The sequence below is a fragment of the Shimia sp. SK013 genome, from assembly GCF_001292625.1.
In the GTDB taxonomy this organism is placed as follows: domain Bacteria; phylum Pseudomonadota; class Alphaproteobacteria; order Rhodobacterales; family Rhodobacteraceae; genus Shimia.
Map to the genome: position 1 here is coordinate 72578 of NZ_LAJH01000026.1, position 19480 is coordinate 92057.

Below are 19480 nucleotides of genomic sequence, written 5' to 3' on the forward strand. Positions count from 1 at the left end.
TTAACGTGCAGGTCATTCGCAAGCAAGTTGCGGACTCAAATTCTTGCAGATTTCTAACAAAATTTAGGCAAATTGCATCGATCACTGCATCGGACCACGTCATTTATCGATATTGTACAGACCGCTGTCCTTCATCAGGGCTTCAGTCTCCTCGGCGAGCAGGCGTTCTTCGGCGCTTCCGCTTTGAACAGGGACTTTGCCGACTTCGAGGAAGAGCGGAGCGGAAAGCGGGGTTACGTGTGTCGTCCGACTGTGGTCAATTCGGCCTTCGATGCGGGTCAGCAAGTCTTCGATCCGGGCAAAATCCACAAGGCCGCGCAGGGCCTCGTCACGTGTGACTTGCATCAAAAGGTGGTCGGGATCGTATTTTAGCAAGGTGTCGTAAAGAATATCGGAACTGAAGGTGGCTTGCCGTCCGGATTTGCGGGTCCCCGGGCTGTTACGCTCGATCAATCCGGCGATGGTTGCCGCGCCTCGAAAGGTGCGTTTCATCAGCGCGTTGCCCGCCAGCCACCCATCAAGTCCGTCGCGCAAGACGTTGAGATCAAAAAGGGACTCAACATCGGGAATTTGATCCAGCCCCCAAATCAATGTGGCATAGTCGGTGGACACGAAACCCATTGGCGCAAGGTCGCGATCTTCCATGCGCTTTGTGAGCAGCAGACCCAAAGTTTGTTGCGCATTGCGGCCAGCAAAACCGTAAACCACCATGTTTTCCCGCCCATCCTGGGGAAAAGTCTCGACCAGCAAACGACCGGGTTCGGGGAGGCGTGACGTGTCACGCTGCAAGCGCAGCCAGTCCGCGGTGTGGGTGGGCAACTCTGGCCAACTGTCTTGTTGCAAGAAACGTAGTGTGCGTTGGCTAAGCTGGGTGGAAGTTGAGAATTTTGTTCCGGAAAACACGGCGATACGCGGCTTTCTTGCAGCGTTACGTGAAACTTCGACCGTCATCTCGCGCAGGCCTTCGTAGCGTACGATCCGTCCGCCGATCAAAAAAGTGTCTCCGGGCGAAAGAGATGCGGCAAAAGCTTCTTCGACTTCGCCCAAAGCTTTGCCGCCGCGGTTGCGTTTGAGACGAACCTTGAGAGTGTCGCTGTCTTGGATGGTGCCGGCGTTCATACGGATGCGGGCGGCGGCGCGGGGGTCACGCAGATGCCAAAGGCCGTCGCGTTCCTGAAGCCGCTGCCACCGATCATAGGCACGAAACGCGTACCCGCCCGTGGCGCAAAATTCGAGGCAGGCGTCAAATTCCGTGCGGGAAAGATCTGCGTAGGCGCCTGCGGAGGACATTTCCGCATAAAGGTCGTCCGCACTAAAAGGCGCTGATGCGGCGGCGAGCAAGATGTGTTGACACAAAACGTCTTGTGGGCCGCGTCCGCGTGGATCGCCATCAAGATCATTCTCGCGCACAGCCTGTAGGGCGGTGACGCATTCCACGACTTCCCAGCGGTTGGCGGGCACCAGAAGCGCCTTGGAGGGCGCGTTGTAGCGGTGGTTGGCGCGCCCGATGCGTTGCACGAGACGTTTGACGTTTTTGGGCGCGCCGACTTGGATCACAAGATCCACGTTACCCCAGTCGATGCCGAGGTCGAGGCTGCCGGTGCAGACGATGGCGCGCAGATCGCCGCGCACCATCGCGGCTTCCACCCGCTCGCGCTGGGTACGGTCCAGACTGCCGTGGTGGATGCCGATGGGTAGGCTGTCCTCATTGGCCAGCCACAAGTTGTGAAAGAAAATTTCTGCCTGCGCTCGGGTGTTGTGAAAAATAAGCGTGGTCTTGTGCTGCTTGACCTGTTCCAGCACGGCGGGGATCGCATAGGCCGCGCCGCCGCCGGACCAAGGCGGGGCGTCTTCGGTCTGCAGCATCGCAATGTCGGGCGCAGGGCCGGGATCGGCTGTGACGATGGCGCATGGATCGGGGTGGCGAGCCAGCAGGCCCGCGATGTCGTCGGGACGGTCAACGGTGGCCGAAAGGCCCACGCGGCGCAAATCGGGGCAGAGGGTTTGCAGGCGGGCGAGAGCAAGGAAAAGCTGGTCGCCACGTTTGGAGTCGGCAAGTGCGTGGATTTCGTCGACGACCACCCGCTTTAGGCCAGCAAAAATACGCGGCGCGTCCTCGTAAGACGTCAGCAGGGCGAGGCTTTCCGGCGTGGTCAGCAGGATATGCGGCGGATCAGCGCGTTGCCGTTTTTTGACCGTATTAGATGTGTCGCCGGTGCGGTCCTCAATACGGATCGGCAGGCCAATGTCGTCCACAGGTGCGCGCAGGTTGCGTTTGATGTCAGCGGCGAGCGCCTTGAGCGGGGAGACGTAAAGCGTGTGCAGGCCGTCGTGGTTTCCGTCAGCCAACTCGGCCAGCGTGGGCAGGAAGCCGGCCATGGTTTTGCCGCCACCGGTGGGGGCAATCAGCAACGTGCAGGCATCGTTGGCGCGAGCGAGCATGTCGCGTTGATGCGGGTGAATGTCCCAGCCACGCGCGGAGAACCAGCCCTCGATTTTGGCGGGCAGCTTGGGCGGTGTCACTTGGTCTGTGGGCTGCAAAAGAGGTTATAAAGCAACGAGATAACTTGTGAGGTGTTGTCGTCGGCAAGGGTGTAGTAGACTGTTTTTCCGTCGCGCCGCGTCGAGACGAGACGCTCGTCGCGCAGGCGGGCGAGCATCTGGCTGACCGCCGCTTGGCGCAGGTCCAAAATCTCTTCGAGTTCGCCAACGGATTTCTCACCTGAACCAAGGTGGCACAGGATCATTAGCCGGCCTTCGTGGGCCAGCGTTTTGAGATACGCGGCGGCCGCTTCGGCGTTTTGCGCCATCTCGGACGGGGGGGCAATTGGTTTCTGAAGGGTCACGGTCATCACGTCTGCTCTCTTGCTCGGTAGAGATATAGCACCGGCGAACGCGGTTTTCGAGATGTCTCAGGTTTTTGGTGGTGCGCCGCCTTCAAAACTGTTGCCGTTAACGTAGTCACAAGGCGCGTCTTGCATTTGAAGGTGCAGACCGGAGCCTGTGTAGGGATGCGCGCGCGCGAGGGCCTCGTCGACCTCAATGCCAAGTCCGGGCGCGGTGGGAGGTGTCACAAAGCCATCCTCGACCGTGATCGCGGATTGGATGAGATCGTTGTGAAACGGTGTCTCGATGGTTTCAATCATCAAGAGGTTCGGAATCGAAGCCGCAAGGTGGACGTTCGCGGCCCATTCAACCGGTCCCGCGTAAAGATGCGGCGCCATTTGTGCGTTAAAGCATTCGGCAATTGCCGCGACTTTTTTCATTTCCCAGATGCCGCCAGCGCGTCCCAGAGCCGGTTGCAGGATTTCGGCAGCGCCGGCGCGAAGGACAGCCGCGAATTCGGCTTTGGTTGTCATGCGCTCACCGGTTGCGACGGGGATGCGCACATTGCGTGCAACGCGTGCCATGTCGTCGATGTTGTCGGGCGGCGTGGGTTCTTCGAACCAGAGCGGAGAATAGGGTTCAAGCGCTTGGCCCAAGCGGATGGCGCCTGCGGTGTTGAACTGACCGTGGGTGCCGAATAGGAGGTCGGCCTTATTACCGACCGCTTCGCGGATGGCTTTGCAAAAAGCGACGGACATGGTGATGTCAGACATCGCCGGCATATGGCCGCCGCGCATGGTGTAAGGACCGGCGGGGTCGAATTTCACAGCGGTGTAGCCTTTTGCCACCATGGCTGCCGCGGTTTCCCCGGCCATTTCGGGGGAGGTCCAGAATTCGGAAACCTCATGTTTTTCAAGTGGGTAGAGATAGGTGTAGGCGCGTAGGCGTTCGTTCATCAAGCCACCAAGCAGGGCGTAAACAGGGCGGTCCCGGTCTTTGCCAAGGATGTCCCAGCAGGCGATTTCGAGACCGGAGAATGCGCCCATGACGGTCAGGTCAGGGCGTTGGGTGAAGCCGGATGAATAGGTGCGGCGGAAAAGGCGTTCGACGTTTTCCGGGTTTTCATCCAGGAAGTAGCGCTCAAAAACGTCGCGGATCACATGGGTCATGGCGTCGGGGCCGACAGAAGACGCGTAGCATTCCCCCCAACCGACGATGCCTGTGTCGGTGGTCAGTTTGACCAAAATCCAGTAGCGACCACCCCAGCCAGGGGCGGGCGGGGCGGTGACGATGATGTCCAGATCAGTGAGTTTCATGGATTAAGTCTCCTGCGCTTCGTCAAAGGCAATCAGTTCGCGGTCAATTTCGGCAACAACCGCCTCGGTGCCATAAAAGGTTATTTCGGGCGCATTGATCGCGTCCATGAAGGCCTCGATGTCGATGGTGGTCATGGTTCCGTCAAATGCGCCTTGGATGGTCCAGCGACGGGTTTGATCAAGCGCAATGTCTGAAAGCTGATCTGCGACCATACCCGCCGTGCTGATTGGCAGGCCAAAGCGCGGGTTGTTCATGAGGCGGGTCAGAAACGGCGCGACCTCGATCGAGTCAAAGGTCATGCCAGTTTCAGAAGTGATGGGCGGTGCCTTGGGATCTGTTGGCTTGAAAAGATCGGCCACGAATTTCAGCATTGGCACCGCTTTCTTTGTTTGAGTTAGTTGCGATCAAACAGGATCACGTTGCGCTTGGCGCTGCCTGTTTTGGTGTCGGCAATCGCCTCGTTGATCTGATCCAACGTCCAGCGGCCCGAGATCAGTTCATCGAGCTTTAGGCGGCCTTGTTTGTAAAGGTCGACCATCCACGGAATATCGCGCTTGATCACGACGTCGCCCATTTTGGAGCCCTGCATGCCCTGGCCGATGGCCGCGAGAACCACCGGTTCGTAGGTGGATTTCGCACCGGAATGCGGCATGCCGACCATGATGACCTTGCCGCCCGGCGCGAGATAGCGGGGGGCTTCGTCATATGCCGGAATTGCGCCTACAGTGACGATCACCGCATCAGCCCCACGGCCCATGGCGCGCATGGCTTTGACGAAGGGCTTCTTTTCGGTAGCCAGAACACCGTCCGTGGCGCCAAATTCCTTGGCGATGGCGAGTTTTTCCTCGCTCATGTCGACGGCGACGATGCGGCGCGCACCTGCGATGCGTGCGCCCTGGATAGCGTTGAGGCCAACACCGCCTGCACCGATCACCACGACGTCCTGACCCGCGCGGATCTGGGCAGCGTTTACCACCGCGCCAACGCCGGTGATCACGCCACAGGCAATCAGGCTGGCAGCTTCTTTGGGAATGTCGTCGGAAATTTTCACCACTTGCGATTGGTCAACCACAACTTTTTCGGCAAAGGCACCGCAGGCCATAGCTTGATGCAGTTTGCCGCCATCCGCTGTCGACAGGGGACCTTTGTCGCCGTCATAGGGTGTGGAGCAAATCACCGGCTTGCCTTCGGAGCAGGTCGGGCAGGCGCCACAGGCGCGGATAAGGGTCACGACAACGGCGTCGCCTTCGGCAAGACCGTTCACGCCGCCACCAACACCTGAGATGCGGCCAGCGGCTTCGTGGCCGTAGACCGCGGGCAGGCTGCCGCCCCAACCGCCTTCGGCAAATGAGATGTCAGAATGGCAGATCGCCACCGCATCAAGCGTGACCTCGATCTCGCCCATTTCGGGTGCACGAAGGGTGACGTCTTCGACGACGAGTGGCTGGCCAAATTCGTGGCACACGGCGGCTTTGATGGTGGTCATAATGAACCTCTTTTGTCCTGTCGGAACTCAGTTTGGATCAGGTTAACGAACTGTGCGCGTCAATCCAGACATCAAGCGTCGTTTTGTGGCTATTTGCCGCCACGTGAGTTTTGAAACACCACGATTGAGAAAACCATCAGCAGGGCGGCCAGAAGGAACGGTGCGCCGGGCAAGTAGAGAATCGCGTGGTCAGAGGAGAAGTAGGCAAAGGTTTGCGTCATCACCAATGGGGCGAGGATATGCGCAAGCGAGGTGAGCGAAGACGAGATGCCTTGTAGCTCGCCTTGGGCATCATCAGACACGCGGCGCGACATGATGCCTTGTAGTGCAGGCAAGCCGACAGTGGACAGCGCGGCAATCGGAATACCAATAAAGAGCAGCAGGCCGGTGTCGATTATGCCCAGATAGACCAGCGCGACCGCTTCCAGTGTAAGGCCGACAACCACGGTGCGACGGTTCCCCAACCATTTCACGGTGGGACCAATGAGGGTCGCTTGCACAATTGCATAGCAGAGCCCGTAGGCGGTCAGCGAGAGGCCGATCATGCCTTCTCCCCAGCCGAAGCGCTCGATAATGAAATAGGGCCAGATTGCCGGATAGACGGCGGCGGCAACCTGATAAAGAAAGAACACCACCAGAAGTTTGCTCATGGATGGCAGTCGGCCAAGCGCTTCTAGTGCTCCGAGCGGGTTGGCGCGGCGCCATTCAAAAGCGCGGCGGGTGGCGTCGGTGACCGTTTCTTTCAGGACAAACCAACCCAGGAGCGCGTTGCCGCCCGCAAGTATGGCTGCGGCCCAAAAGGGCGCGCGGGTGCCAAATTGCGCCAGCAGGCCGCCCAGAGCGGGGCCAAGCACAAAGCCGATGCCAATGCCCGCGCCGATGAGACCAAAGGCCTTGGCCTTGTCTTCGGGTTTTGAAATGTCGGCCATATAGGCCAATGCGGTGGCATATGTGGCAGCCGTAATGCCGGCGATGATGCGCCCGACAACCAAGAGCCACATAGAGTTGGCCAGTGCCATGATGACGTAATCTGCTGACATGACGGCCAGTGAAACCAGCAGCACTCTGCGTCGTCCATAACGGTCAGAGAGATTGCCCAGTAGCGGGCCGCAGAGGAACTGCATCACCGCAAAAACGGTGGCGAGGATGCCTCCCCAGATCGCGGCGTCTGCCAGATCGCCGCCCATGACCTCGCCAATGAGGTCGGGCATGACCGGAATGATCAAGCCGATTCCCATCGCATCGATGGTGACCGTGGCAAGAATGACCAGAATTGGCAGGCGGTTTGTCATCGAGAGATCCGTGTTGCGTTTCGCGCACGGGTTGCGCGCGGTACAGGAATACATGGGTGGAAATGAAATAAATGGAAAGTGCGGAGATCCCTATTTTTGAAAGATTTCAGAACGCGGATTAGCGAGTGAGGATATGGTCCAGCTGCGTGGCCAGCCCCTTTGGGTCGGCCAAAAACGGAGAGTGGCTGGTGGGCATGTCATAGACATCTTCGTGCGGCCAGGTCTCGGTCATGGTGCTTTGAAATTCCGGTGGGATAGTCTGATCATCGGTGCAACGGATGTAGGATTTGGGCGTTTTCGCGAAACCTTGGCCAAGTGAAATCGGGGTTTCCTGCGGCAGGATTGGCTGCGGGCACAGGTGAGCATTTGCGAGGTCTTCGGTGCCAGCCGGTGTGTCGTGATAAAACACGCGGCGGGTTTTGGCGGGATCGATGGTGTAGCTGAGGCCATCGTCTGATTTGATGACGGCATCCAAGATCGGTTGGCGCGGTGCGGCGCGGCGCATGTCGGCCAGCGAATACCCATCCCACGGTGCATAGGCACAGAGAAAGATCAGGCGGGAGATCTGGCCGGGCGCGAGATCGGCCGCGCGAGAGATCGGAAAGCCAGCCCAGCTGTGGCCCACAACGACGGTGTCTTTGTCGAGCGCGTCCGCGACGGCTTGGCCGCAGGTGTCGAGCGTGACATCGGCGATTGGCGTCGGATCTTCGCCGTGGCTGGGCAAGTCGATGGCGCGCGCTGTGTGGCCAAGATTTTCGAGCGCAGGGATCAGGTCGCGCCAACACCAAGCCCCGTGACAGGAGCCGTGCACCAAAAGGATGTCAGACATGGGCGGTGTCCTTGAGGAATGTGTTGATAAGCGCGGCGTAGGCCTCTGGCTTTTCGGCGCAGGGCAGGTGGCCTGTGCGGCGCATCAATTCCATGCGCGCTCCCGGGATCAGCCCGATGGTTTCGCGCACCAGATCGGGGGGCGTGGCACCGTCCTCGGCCCCTGCGATGCCCAGTGTGGAAAGGCGAAGGCCAGAGGTGGGTGTGTAAAAATCGGTGCCTTTGATGGCGGCGCAACAGCCCATGTAGCCCTCGGGCGGGGTGCTTTCGAACATGGCTTTCCAATGGGCCAATTCAGGGCGGATCAGGAAATCACGGCTGAACCAGCGCTGCATTGTGGCGTCTGACAAAGCGGTGAGGCCGTCTTTGCGCACCTGTTCGATGCGGTCGTCCCAGAGTTTTGGGGATCCGATTTTGGCTGCCGTGTTGGAAAGCACCATGGCGCGCACCAAATCGAGGCGTTTGACGGCCAAGCCTTGTGCCACCATGCCACCAATCGACAGGCCGACAACCAAGGCGTCTTTTATTTTGAGATGATCCAGCAAGGCCTCGGCGTCTTTGACAAGTGTGCCCATGGAATAAGGCGCGGGCGGCACGTCGGTTTCGCCGTGACCGCGCATATCATAGCGGATGATGCGCAGGCCGTCTGTCAGGTGCGGCAGGATCGGGTCCCAAAGGCCCATTGTTGTGCCGAGCGAATTGACAAAAAGGACTGGCGCACCGGAAGGGTCGCCGTCTTCGCGGTAGTGCACGGAAATCCCGTTGAGATTGGCGAGGGGCATTTAGGCGTCTTTCAAGCGGATATGGGCCATGATCTGACCGTGATCGGAGGCAAGTTTGTTGTAAGGGGCTTCGGCGTGGCTTCCGTCGGTGAGGTGGTCGTTGAGAACCGAGAAATATTCCATCTCGCCAATAGTTTGCGGGCTGTCGGGCTGGAAGTGGCGTGACAGATAGATCTGGTCGATGCTTTCGTAAACGCCTCCGAAGGCCGTTGTGTAGACCATGTCGCGCATGGATTTGCGCACAAACAGCGATTCCGCCGAAGTCAGGCGGACCTTGTTGACCGCGTCTTGGATGATGTCGTTTTCTTCGCGGCTATACCTGTCGGCGCCGTGTTTGGCATCGTGGCGCAGCATCCACGAATAATTGCGGAAGGGCACCTCGCCGGAAATGATTTCGGAGCTGACCGCGTGTTCGCCGTCGTTGAAGTCGCCCATGACCATGACAGGGTGGCCCGCCTCCAACTCTTCTACGATGGCGCGGCGCAGCACCCATGCCTCGGCCATGCGGCGCAACGCGGCGCGCATTGCGCCCATTGCGCGCCCAACAGCGTCGTAGTTGGCGAGATCGGCCTCGGGCGCGTGATCTGCACCATCCGGGCGCGGGAATTCGCCAAGTTTGGATTTCAGATGGCAGTTGAAAACGGTGATCGTGGTCGTGTCGCTGACCGGAATGCGCGCCTTAAGGATTGGGCGAGAGAGGCGAGACACGCGATAGTGGCCGCCGTCCTCACCAGTGAGTTCGCGGAACGGGATGTCCAGTGGCTCTGGCAGGTTCTGGATGATCTCGGGCGTGCCGACAAAGCCAAAGCGCGACAGGATCGCGACGCCGGGGCGACGGTTGCCCGGGGTGCCGGTGTCATTGGAGTTGGGGGCCACAAAAAGGCCGCCAGTGCCATATGGCGTGTAACCGAGTTTGCGAAAGATCGCTTTGCGATGGTAGCGTTTTGATTTGTCAGGGATCACGGCATCATTTGACGCCTCGCCAATGCGGTCGGCCTCGGCAATCACATCTCGCAGAGCGTCTTCTTCGAAGATTTCCTGAAAGCCGACGATGTCAGCGTCCATCGAGAAGAGTTGGCTGGCGGTCCAGTCTTCCTTCCACGCGTATTCCTCGGGCGTGTAGGATTGGAAGGTGTAGTATTCCTGATCCGCGCCGATGAGGTTTTTGACGTTGAAAGAAGCGATTGTGAAACGGGTCATGTCACTGTCCTGTTGGGGCTGTCGTAGGGTCAGTCAAAGCGGGTGATGGCAGTGGCAAAAACGTCGGCGTCGACGTTGCCACCGGTACAGACGGCCACAACTGCGTCGCCTTCGATTTTGTCACTGTGAAAGAGGGCTGCAGCCAAAGCGACGGCCCCGCCGGGCTCGACCACGATTTTCAACCGTTTGAAGGCCAGGGCCATCGCCCGCAATGCATCGTCTTCGCTGACCACCATGCCGGGGCCGCAAAGGCGCGACAGGATCGGGAAGGTTAAGTCGCCCGGTTGCGGCGTGATAATGGCATCGCAGAGTGAGTCGGATTGCGTCGGGTTGGACTGTATTGTGCCGGATGCGAGCGAGCGTGCGACGTCGTCAAAACCTTCGGGTTCAACCGGACGGGCCCGCATTTCAGGGGCAACTGCTTCTAGCGCCAGCGCGATGCCGGATGTGAGGCCCCCACCGCCGCAACAGGCCAAAACGTCGCCAGAGGTCACACCCAATTCCGCCGCCTGTTCCGCGATCTCAAGACCGGTGGTGCCTTGACCTGCAATCACCTGCGGTTCGTCATAAGGGCGGATCAGGGTCAGGTTGCGTTCTTCGGCGATTTTGCCGCCGACCGCTTCGCGGCTTTCACCGCCCGCGCGATCATAGAGCACCACCTCGGCGCCCAAAGCGCGGGTGTTGTCGATTTTCAAGTTGGGTGCGTTCTGCGGCATCACAATCACAGCCGGAGCGCCGTGCTGTGCTGCAGCCAAGGCCACGCCTTGGGCATGGTTGCCCGATGAATAGGCGATGACGCCGCGTTTGCGGGTTGCTTCGTCAAGAGCGGACACTGCCGACCAACCTCCGCGGAATTTAAAGGACCCGGTGTGTTGCAGACATTCCGGTTTGATCAAAACACGGCGGCCCGCGATGTCGTCCAGAAACGGAGACGTGAGCATCGGTGTGCGGCGGGCGTGGCCCTTGAGACGGTCAGCGGCGGCGCGGATCATGTCGATATTCATGAGCGTTTCCAATCAAGTAAGCTGTTGGGTCCAATCGTTTAGAACTTTGACGGCCTCTGGTTCATCCAGAAAAGGGACATGGCCGCGATTGGCGATTTCGACGGCCAGCATGGGTTGGCGGTTTTGCATTTCTGCAAAGGTTTCTGGCGATAGGATATCGGAGTTGGCGCCCCGGATCACTGCAAGCGGCAGACCTTTGAGGGCATCCAGCAAAGGCCAGAGATCCGGCTGGGGACCGCGGGGGTCAAATTGGGACAGCACGGCGTTGCGCAATTTGGGGTCGTAATTGATGGTAAGTCCGTCAGGTGTTTGGATAAAGTGTTTCTCAACTTCTTCGCGCCAACGGCTGGCAGGCACGCCGTCAAAACCTGGCACCCGCTGGGCAAATGCGGCGGCGGCCGCGTCATGGGTTTTCCAGATCGGATTTCGGCCGATAAACACCAGAATTATTTCCAGCCCGCTGGTTTCGATTTTTGGCCCCACGTCGTTGAAACAGACTCCGGTAAGCCGATCGCGCGCGGTGTTGGCCAAATGTAGGGCAAGCAGACCGCCGCGTGAGGTGCCAAGGATGGCAGCCTTTTCAAGTCCGAGATGGTCGAGCAGTTCGAGCGCGTCCTGCGCTTCGCGGTCGATGGAATAGGTCGCGAAATCCTCGGCCCATTCCGATTTGCCGCGCCCACGATAATCCATCCGGATTACGCGCGCATCGCGAAGGGCAGGAAGCGCGTAATCGAAATCGGTGCTGTTGCGGGTCAGACCAGCAAGGCAGAGCACCGCGGGGCCGTCGCCACCGGTGTCGTCATAGTAAATCGAAAGGCCGTCAGAGGTTGTGAATGTGGGCATGGGATTACTTTGCGTGGTTGGGGATGGACGTGAGGTCGGACAAGACAACTGCGGGTGTCCAAGGCATGCGATCTACTGGTTCGTTGGCGCGATTGACCCAAGCAGTTTTAAAGCCGTATCCGGTTGCGCAGGCCGCGTCCCAGCCGTTTGATGATACAAAAAGCACCTCGTCGCGCGCACACCCGAAGCGTTTGGTGACAAGTTCGTAGACCACGTCCGCAGGTTTGAAGATACCAACGCTCTCGACGCTTAACACATCATCCAGAAATTCCTGCACGCCTGCGCTTTGGACCGCGCCATCGAGCATGTCGGGCGAACCGTTGGACAGAATCGCAGTGTTCATGCCGCGGGCTTTGAGATCGGCCAGCATTTGCGGCACCTCAGGATAGGCTGTCAGTTCCCAGTAAAGCGCGAGAAGGCGTTCGCGCAGCTCGGCGTCACCGTCCAGACCGGAGGCTTCGAGCGCCCAGTCCAGACCGTTCTGCGTGACTTCCCAGAAATCGGCGTGGGCGCTGGAAACCGCGCGCAGCCATGTGTATTGCAGCTGTTTCAGACGCCAGTCATTGGCAACTTTGGTCCAGTGTTTGGCAAAGGCGTCGCGTCCCGGTTCAGAGGCAGCTTCGCGTGCGGCGGCGGCCACGTCAAAGAGCGTGCCGTAAGCATCAAAGATGCAGGTGGTGATGGCCATGTGATCCTCCCGTTTGGGCGCAGAGTGGCAGGTTTCATGTGGGTCGAAAAGGGGCGTTTGCCATTTGGCGGCGGCGACTTTAGGGTGCGCGCTTTATGAGCCCCGGAAGGGGCGGGTTTATTCGGAGATGGGACAGGCCATGACAGCCGCAAAATCGGGCGATACGGTTCGCATTCACTACACAGGTACCTTGAGCGACGGGTCGGTTTTTGACAGCTCGGAAGAGCGTGATCCGCTTGAGTTTACACTGGGTTCCGGTCAGGTGATCCCGGGGTTTGATAATGCAGTGGACGGCATGAGCGTGGGGGACAAAAAAGTGTCTGAGATCCCGGCGGAGCAGGCCTATGGCCCGCGTTCGGACGACGCCATGCAGGACGTGCCACGTGAACAGATCCCGGCGGAAATTCCGCTTGAGGTTGGTTTGCAGCTGCAAATGCAAGCGCCGACTGGTCAGGTCGTGCCCGTTACTGTGGTTGAGATCACGGACGAAACCGTCAAGTTGGACGCCAATCATATGCTGGCTGGTAAAGATCTGACGTTTGCGATTGAGCTGGTGTCGATCAACTGATCTGACCGCATACTCTAGATTGAAAGCCCGCCCGTCGTTTGGCGGGCTTTTTCTTTGCGCGTGGGGCCGCTAGCTTTGGTGCAACGGGAGGTGCGAGATGGATATTATGACACGGCTGGGCTTGAAGTGGCCAATTCTCCAAGCGCCGATGGCGGGAGTATCAACGCCCCAGATGGCGGCAGCAGTAAGCAATGCTGGCGGATTGGGGGCGCTGGGCCTTGGTGCTGCTGGCGTCGCAGTCGCGCGTGACATGTTGCGGGCAACTCGGACGCTGACGGACAAGCCTGTGAATGCCAATGTGTTTTGCCACGCGCCAGCGGTGCGGGACGCGGCCAAGGAAGCCGCGTGGATTGACGCACTGCGCCCGACGTTTGCAAGACTTGGTGTTGAGCCGCCTGATGCGCTGGACGAAATTTATCAATCGTTCGTGCAGGATCGGCGGATGATGGACATGCTGTTGCAAGAGCGTCCGGGTGTGGTGAGTTTGCATTTTGGACTGCCGGATGCGGGTTGGATTGCGGAGCTTCAGGCCGAGGGCAATCTGGTGTTTGCCAGCGCGACATCTGTGGCAGAGGGCGAGGCGTGTGTTGCAGCTGGCGTGGACGCGGTTGTGGCGCAGGGGATTGAGGCAGGCGGGCATCGCGGGGTGTTTGATCCTGCAGCGCCGGATGCACAGATGTCGACGTTGGCCTTGGTGGCAGACTTGCACGCCGCGCTGGAGGTGCCAGTGATCGCGGCTGGCGGGCTGATGGACGGCAAGGACGTGGCGCGGGTTTTATCGGCGGGGGCGGTGGCTGCGCAGCTGGGGACAGCGTTCATCGACGCGGATGAAACGGCGGCGGATGACGCATACCGAAAAGCGTTGCGCGCCCCCAAGGCGCACCCGACCGTCATGACTCGTGCTATCTCAGGTCGTGCCGCGCGGTGTTTGAGTAATCATTTTGTTGCGTTGGGCGCGGCTCTGGGGCCAGAGAATGCGCCAGCGTATCCGGTAGCGTATGACGCGGGCAAAGCGTTAAACGCGGCGGCCAAGGCGGTTGATGAAACCGGATATGGAGCGCAGTGGGCAGGCATCGGCGCAGCGCAGGTGCGCGGCGGATCGGCAACCCAAATTTTGCAAGAGATCGGAGCAGAGCTGCGGGCAGCTTGTCCAAGCGGAGCGCCCCAATAGAGGCGCCCCAAGTTGGATCAGAGGTTTTCCGGCTGAGGCATGCCGAGTACGTGGTAGCCACCATCCACCCGAAGGATTTCGCCCGTGGTGCAAGCGCCTGCGTCAGAGGCCAGATAAACCGCAGTGCCGCCGACGGCTTCCAGCGTGGCATTGACGCGCAGCGGCGCGTTTTGCTCGGTTTGGCGGAACGTTTTGCGCGCACCACCGATCACGGCTCCGGCCAGTGTTTTCATGGGGCCGGGTGAGATTGCGTTTACACGGATGCCGTCAGGGCCAAGGTCGTTGGCCAGATAACGCGTGGCACTTTCAAGGGCGGCTTTGGCAACGCCCATGACATTGTAAAACGGTGTTACGCGGTTGGCGCCTTGGTAGGTCAGCGTCAGGATGGTTCCGCCATTTTCCGCCATCATCGGGTGCGCGCGACGCGCCACTTCGATCAGAGAATAGCAAGAGATATCCAGCGAATTTTTGAAGTTGGCACGCGTCGTGTCGACAAAGCGGCCGGAAAGCTCGTTCTTGTCGGAATAGGCAATCGCGTGAACAAGAAAGTCGATTGTGGGCCACTTGTCGGACAACTCGTCAAACGCGCGGTCCAATGAGGCGTCATCGCTGACGTCGGCGTCCACGAGAAACTCGCTGCCGAGACTTGCGGCCAGTGGGGCCACGCGTTTGCCAAAGGCCTCACCTTGATAGGTGAAGGCCAGTTCGGCGCCTGCTTCGTGCATCGCCTTGGCGATGCCCCATGCAATCGAGCGCTCATTGGCGACGCCCATAATCAGGCCGCGTTTGCCCTGCAGTGTTTTTGACATGTCTTGGTTATCCCTTGAACTTCGACAGCAGCATCGAGCCATTGGTGCCACCAAAGCCAAAGCTGTTTGTCATCACCGTATCAAGACCGGCGTTTTCAATTGTTTTTGTTGCAATTTCGTCCGGGTTAATCGCCGGATCAAGTGTGTCGACGTTGATTGATGGCGTGATGAAATCCCCATCCAGCATCAACAGGCAGAAGATGGCCTCCAGAGCGCCAGCAGCGCCTTGCGCGTGGCCGGTCATAGATTTTGTCGAGGAAATGGGCGGTGTGCTGCCTTCGCCGAACACGCGGCGGACGGCTTGAACTTCGCCAACGTCGCCGACTGGCGTCGAGGTGCCGTGTGCGTTGATGTAGCTGACCTTGCGGCCTTCGGGCAGGGTGGCGGTTGCCAGACGCATGGCGCGCTCGCCGCCTTCGCCGCTGGGCGCGACCATGTCATGGCCGTCCGACGTTGCGGCAAAGCCGGTGACTTCGGCGTAGATTTTTGCGCCGCGCGCCTGCGCATGTTCTAGGTCTTCCAGCACGACAATGCCGCCGCCGCCGGAAATCACAAAGCCGTCGCGGTTTTCGTCAAACGCACGAGAGGCTTTTTCGGGGGTGTCGTTATACTTGCTGCTCATGGCGCCCATAGCGTCAAACAGGCAGCTGAGCGTCCAGTCGAGCTCTTCGCCGCCGCCGGCGAACATCACGTCTTGCTTACCCATCATGATTTGCTCTGCCGCGTTGCCGATGCAATGCAGCGAAGTCGAGCAAGCCGAGGTGATCGAGTAGTTGATGCCCTTGATCTTGAACGCCGTGGCGAGGTTGGCGGAAATTGTCGAGCTCATGCATTTTGGCACTGCAAACGGGCCGATGCGTTTGGTGGCGCCGGTTTTGAGCACGGTTTGGTGGGCGGTCAGCATGGCCGAAGTCGATGGCCCACCGGAGCCAGCCACAAGGCCCGTGCGTTCGTTCACGACCAGGTCTTCGTCGAGACCCGCGTCGGCAATCGCCTGTTGCATGGCGATATGGGCGTAAGCAGCACCAGCGCCCATGAAGCGCAGCGCGCGCTTGTCGACGTGTTCTTTCACGTCGATGTCGATGTGGCCCGCGATCTGACTGCGGAACCCGTGTTCGGCCATTTCCGCGCTGGCGGAAATGCCGGACTTGCCCACTTTGAGCGAGGCGGTGACTTCTTCGGCATTGGTGCCGATTGAGGAAACGATACCCAGTCCGGTAACGACGACGCGACGCATGTGCGCTCTCCCTTAGATGTGTTGAGCACTATGTAGGGGATATAGGCGTACAGACGCAAGCTATGGTGTTGCTGGAGGGCGGGATTGAGCAGGGACCTTGTGGCTGTCCCTGCTCAAAGGCCACTTAATCAGTGGGGCGGACGCGGGCCGCGCTCTTGTCGGCAAAGGCTGCCAAGCGGGTGCGGGCATCAGGTTGGGTGTTCACGACGCCAGCGACAACGGCCTCTGCGTAAGCGCCATCCATAGCCGACATGTTTTGGATATGGCTGACAGCAGAGCAGATAGCGAAGTTCGAAAGAGGCAGGTTCTGCGCAATTCTGTCTGCCAATTCCATCGCACGATCAAAGCTGGACCCATCAACGATGTACTGGGCCAAGCCAAGATCCACGGCCTCTTGGCCTTTGTAAACACGGCCGGTCAGCATCATGTCGATCATACGCGATTTGCCGACCAAGTCAGTGACGCGGATGGTGGCGCCACCTCCGGTAAAGAGTCCGCGCTGGCCTTCTGGCAAAGCGAAATAGGCGGTTTGATCCATCACGCGGATGTGGGCCGAGCTTGCCAGCTCCAAGCCACCACCCACGACGGCACCTTGCAGGGCCGCAACAACCGGCACGCCGCCGTATTCCATTTTGTTAAAAGCTTCGTGCCAGCGCAGGCAGACATGCATGAAGTCGGCAGGGCTGCGGTCCTCATCATGGTGTTCAATAAGGTCCAAACCGGCGCAGAAGTGATCACCAGAGCCGGCAAGCACCACCACACTCACGCCAGCGCGCGGGGCGAGCGAGAAGAAATCAACCAGCTCATCAATGGTGTTGATGTCCAGCGCGTTGCGCTTGGTGGGCCGGTTGAGGGTGACCGTCCAGACGCCGTTGTCGTGTTCCTGAACTGCGAGATTGGAGTAGCGGGAAGTGTCGATCGTGATCGCCATGGAAGGGGCCTCCGAAACTGGTTGGTTTTTTAAAGACTGAACAGGTAATCGCGGGGAGGGCAACTTGGTTTCGATGCGACGTCGCGACCAAAGAGATTGGATCGGTGTTTTCGGCGCTGCCAGTGATCGAACCGAGGGGGGAAAGCGTCTGCCCCTTTGGCGCCGTTCGGGGGCTAACCAAAGCGGGGCTTTGGCTTTGGCATACTGATCTATGCCGGGGTATGAATCAAAAAGAGGCCTGCCGGCCTCTTTTTCTCAACAATCTGTGGTGCAGCTTATTCCGCTGCCAGACCCACGCGCATGTCTTTGACTGCGTAGATCTCTTCGCCGTCGGCATGCACTGTACCATTGGCGACGCCAAGTTTGAGTTTGCGGTCGATGATGCGCGTAAACTCGACGTTATAAGTCAGCATCTTGCGGTCGGGTTTGACCATGCCTTTGAGCTTCACTTCGCCCACACCCATCGCCATGCCTTTGCCAGGCATGCCGCGCCAGCCGAGGTTGAAGCCGGTCAGCTGCCACAGACCATCCAGACCCAGACAGCCGGGCATAATCGGGTTGCCGGGGAAGTGGCAGTCAAAGAACCACAGGTCTGGCGTGATGTCGAATTCAGCCACAACGTGACCTTTGCCAAATTCACCGCCGTCTGCGGAAATGTCGGTGATGCGGTCCATCATCAGCATGGGCGGCATCGGTAACTGTGCGTTGCCGGGGCCAAAAAGTTCGCCTCGGGCACATTTCAAAAGGTCCTCTTTGTCAAAGCTGGTAGGGTGATTGGCCATGCGAGGGTCCTTGTTTTAGTCTAGGTAAGCTGCTGTGTTACGCCCCGTCTAACACCTGCATCCTTGGTCCCGCAAGATGGCTGTGACAACGCGTCCGGTCAGTTGCAAATCATTTTCAATTGAAACAAGGGGGCAGGGCGCGGTATAAGCCCTGTTAGGCAGGCGTGAAAGCGCAGCACCCCAATGGGATATCAAGATGATTGACCAAGCGACCCGCATTGGCTCTGAGTGGCTGGCTTCGGCTGGATTACGCCCCACGCGACAGCGTGTGGCACTGGCATCGCTGTTGGTGGGGGATGGCAACGACCGCCACGTCACAGCCGAAAGCCTGTTTGACTCGGTGCGCGAGAGCGGCGACAGCGTGTCGTTGGCCACTGTTTACAACACGTTACGTGCGTTTTGCGATGTCGGTTTGATGCAGGAGATTACGGTGGATGGCTCCAAGAGCTATTTTGACACCAATACCCACGACCATCCGCATTTTTTCTGGGAAGATGACCGCAAACTTACCGATGCTCCGGCGGAGCAGTTGCAGATTGCGCGGTTGCCTGATGTGCCAGAAGGCGCCGAGATCGCCAAAGTGGACGTAGTGATCCGCCTGCGGCGCACCTGAGGCATTTCCCCGCGACGTCGGGTTTTTCCAATCTATCAGAATTGTACCTGTGCGCGGGGTGTGGAACTGTGCGCGCAAAGAGGAGATTTTCGTCATGAAAGCTGTGACTTGGCGGGCATTTGGCCCTGCACGCGATGTTGTTTCTGTGGAAGACATCGCAACACCTGAGGCCGGACCAGGCGAGGTTCTGGTGCGGGTGGCGTTTTCAGGGGTGAACCCCTCCGATTGCAAAGCACGCAGTGGATCGCGCCCTGGTGTGACCAAACCGGCCTTTGAGGTGATTGTACCGCACAGTGACGGTGCGGGCGTGATTGAAGCCGTGGGCGCGGGCGTTGATGCGAACCGCGTGGGACAGCGGGTCTGGCTCTGGAACGGGCAGTGGCAGCGGGCGTTTGGCACTTGTGCCGAATACATTGCGGTGCCTGCAGAGATGGCGGTGGCCTTGCCAGCCGGCGTTTCGCTTGAGGATGGCGCGGTTCTGGGCATTCCGGGTCTGACGGCGGCGCAGACGGTGTTCGGCGGCGGCGATGTGTCGGGGCAGACAGTGTTGGTGTCCGGTGGCGGCGGATCCGTTGGATATCTGGCGGTGCAGTTGGCGGCCTGGGCTGGCGCGCGGGTGATCGCGACCTGTGGCGCGCGGGATATGGAGCGCGTCAGGGCCGCAGGGGCCGACGTGGTGTTGGACTACCGCAGCGAGACGTTGGTGGCGGACATCATGGCGGGGTCCGATGGCGCAGGCGTGGATCGCGCGGTGGAGGTCGAGTTTGGACCAAACCTGCCGATATTATGTGAGGTGATGAAACCTTTGGGCACGATTGCGGCCTATGGCTCGGCCAAGGATATGGCGCCTCAAATGCCGTTTGGCCCAATGCTGTTTAAGGCGCTGAAGCTGGACATCACGTTGATCTATATTCTTCCACTGGAGGCGCGGTTGGCGGCTGTGGCGAAGCTGCATGAGGCGTTGACCGCAGGGGCGTTGCGGTTTGAGCCGCCTCACATCTTTGCCATTGAAAAGGCGGCCAATGCGCATGAGATGGTTGAGACTGGTGGGCGCACGGGGGCGGTTTTGGTGCGCTGTTGAGGGCTTTGAAGTCCGGCTCAGA

Annotated in this window: 20 protein-coding genes; 4 read left to right on the top strand and 16 right to left on the bottom strand. The window is 59.4% G+C overall.

The window, feature by feature from the left end:
- Positions 1–99: 99 nt before the first annotated feature.
- The 12 genes from SHIM_RS17930 to SHIM_RS17985 form a co-directional block, all read right to left on the bottom strand.
- On the bottom strand, positions 100–2523 hold the full coding sequence (locus tag SHIM_RS17930; RefSeq protein WP_193749956.1) for a ligase-associated DNA damage response DEXH box helicase: 2424 nt from the start codon (positions 2521–2523) through the stop codon (positions 100–102).
- A complete protein-coding gene (locus tag SHIM_RS17935) occupies positions 2520–2852 on the bottom strand; it encodes an ArsR/SmtB family transcription factor (protein WP_241488922.1) in 333 nt (110 codons plus the stop codon). The genes SHIM_RS17930 and SHIM_RS17935 overlap by 4 nt, the downstream gene beginning before the upstream one ends.
- 60 nt (positions 2853–2912) lie before the next feature.
- A complete protein-coding gene (locus tag SHIM_RS17940) occupies positions 2913–4142 on the bottom strand; it encodes a mandelate racemase/muconate lactonizing enzyme family protein (protein ID WP_054004061.1) in 1230 nt (409 codons plus the stop codon).
- A 3-nt stretch (positions 4143–4145) separates the two neighbouring features.
- Complete coding sequence (locus tag SHIM_RS17945) at positions 4146–4514, bottom strand: hypothetical protein (protein WP_054004062.1); 369 nt, start codon at positions 4512–4514, stop codon at positions 4146–4148.
- A gap of 23 nt (positions 4515–4537) precedes the next feature.
- A complete protein-coding gene (locus tag SHIM_RS17950; RefSeq protein ID WP_054004063.1) occupies positions 4538–5629 on the bottom strand; it encodes a Zn-dependent alcohol dehydrogenase in 1092 nt (363 codons plus the stop codon).
- 89 nt (positions 5630–5718) lie between these two features.
- Positions 5719–6921 carry a TCR/Tet family MFS transporter gene (locus SHIM_RS17955; RefSeq protein WP_054004153.1) on the bottom strand — a complete coding sequence of 401 codons (1203 nt, stop codon included), beginning with the start codon at positions 6919–6921 and terminating at the stop codon, positions 5719–5721.
- Between the two features lie 118 nt (positions 6922–7039).
- Positions 7040–7750: an alpha/beta fold hydrolase gene (locus tag SHIM_RS17960; protein WP_054004064.1), complete on the bottom strand. Its 711-nt coding sequence runs from the start codon at positions 7748–7750 to the stop codon at positions 7040–7042.
- Positions 7743–8531, bottom strand: a complete 789-nt coding sequence (gene pcaD, locus SHIM_RS17965; RefSeq protein WP_054004065.1) for a 3-oxoadipate enol-lactonase — start codon at positions 8529–8531, stop codon at positions 7743–7745. Before pcaD ends, SHIM_RS17960 begins: the two co-directional genes overlap by 8 nt.
- A complete protein-coding gene (locus tag SHIM_RS17970; RefSeq protein ID WP_054004066.1) occupies positions 8532–9731 on the bottom strand; it encodes an endonuclease/exonuclease/phosphatase family protein in 1200 nt (399 codons plus the stop codon).
- Positions 9732–9760: 29 nt separating this feature from the next.
- Entirely contained in the window at positions 9761–10735 is a 975-nt protein-coding gene (locus tag SHIM_RS17975) for a threonine ammonia-lyase (protein WP_054004067.1), read from the bottom strand.
- A 12-nt stretch (positions 10736–10747) separates the two neighbouring features.
- Positions 10748–11578 carry an alpha/beta fold hydrolase gene (locus SHIM_RS17980; RefSeq protein WP_054004068.1) on the bottom strand — a complete coding sequence of 277 codons (831 nt, stop codon included), beginning with the start codon at positions 11576–11578 and terminating at the stop codon, positions 10748–10750.
- A 4-nt stretch (positions 11579–11582) separates the two neighbouring features.
- Positions 11583–12266, bottom strand: coding sequence for a haloacid dehalogenase type II (locus SHIM_RS17985; protein ID WP_054004069.1), 684 nt, complete (start codon positions 12264–12266; stop codon positions 11583–11585).
- Positions 12267–12405: 139 nt separating this feature from the next.
- Between SHIM_RS17985 and SHIM_RS17990 the strand changes: the two genes are divergently transcribed.
- Together SHIM_RS17990 and SHIM_RS17995 are read left to right on the top strand one after the other, a co-directional pair.
- Positions 12406–12834 (top strand): FKBP-type peptidyl-prolyl cis-trans isomerase, encoded by a 429-nt coding sequence (locus SHIM_RS17990; protein ID WP_054004154.1) that lies wholly within the window; start codon positions 12406–12408, stop codon positions 12832–12834.
- Between the two features lie 97 nt (positions 12835–12931).
- Complete coding sequence (locus tag SHIM_RS17995; RefSeq protein WP_054004070.1) at positions 12932–14005, top strand: NAD(P)H-dependent flavin oxidoreductase; 1074 nt, start codon at positions 12932–12934, stop codon at positions 14003–14005.
- Between the two features lie 17 nt (positions 14006–14022).
- On the opposite strand, the gene SHIM_RS18000 is transcribed toward SHIM_RS17995, so the two are convergent.
- The 4 genes from SHIM_RS18000 to fabA all read right to left on the bottom strand — a co-directional run bounded on the left by SHIM_RS18000 (position 14023) and on the right by fabA (position 17764).
- The gene (locus tag SHIM_RS18000; RefSeq protein WP_054004071.1) at positions 14023–14814 is read right to left on the bottom strand and encodes an enoyl-ACP reductase FabI; all 792 of its coding nucleotides are present in this window, start codon (positions 14812–14814) and stop codon (positions 14023–14025) included.
- A gap of 7 nt (positions 14815–14821) precedes the next feature.
- A complete protein-coding gene (gene fabB / locus SHIM_RS18005; RefSeq protein ID WP_054004072.1) occupies positions 14822–16051 on the bottom strand; it encodes a beta-ketoacyl-ACP synthase I in 1230 nt (409 codons plus the stop codon).
- A 124-nt stretch (positions 16052–16175) separates the two neighbouring features.
- The gene (locus tag SHIM_RS18010; protein WP_193749961.1) at positions 16176–16976 is read right to left on the bottom strand and encodes a crotonase/enoyl-CoA hydratase family protein; all 801 of its coding nucleotides are present in this window, start codon (positions 16974–16976) and stop codon (positions 16176–16178) included.
- A 281-nt stretch (positions 16977–17257) separates the two neighbouring features.
- Positions 17258–17764: a bifunctional 3-hydroxydecanoyl-ACP dehydratase/trans-2-decenoyl-ACP isomerase gene (fabA, locus tag SHIM_RS18015; RefSeq protein ID WP_054004074.1), complete on the bottom strand. Its 507-nt coding sequence runs from the start codon at positions 17762–17764 to the stop codon at positions 17258–17260.
- A gap of 196 nt (positions 17765–17960) precedes the next feature.
- Between fabA and irr the strand changes: the two genes are divergently transcribed.
- Together irr and SHIM_RS18025 are read left to right on the top strand one after the other, a co-directional pair.
- On the top strand, positions 17961–18377 hold the full coding sequence (irr, locus tag SHIM_RS18020) for a Fur family transcriptional regulator Irr (protein ID WP_054004075.1): 417 nt from the start codon (positions 17961–17963) through the stop codon (positions 18375–18377).
- A gap of 94 nt (positions 18378–18471) precedes the next feature.
- On the top strand, positions 18472–19458 hold the full coding sequence (locus tag SHIM_RS18025) for an NADPH:quinone reductase (RefSeq protein ID WP_054004155.1): 987 nt from the start codon (positions 18472–18474) through the stop codon (positions 19456–19458).
- Positions 19459–19480 lie beyond the last annotated feature (22 nt).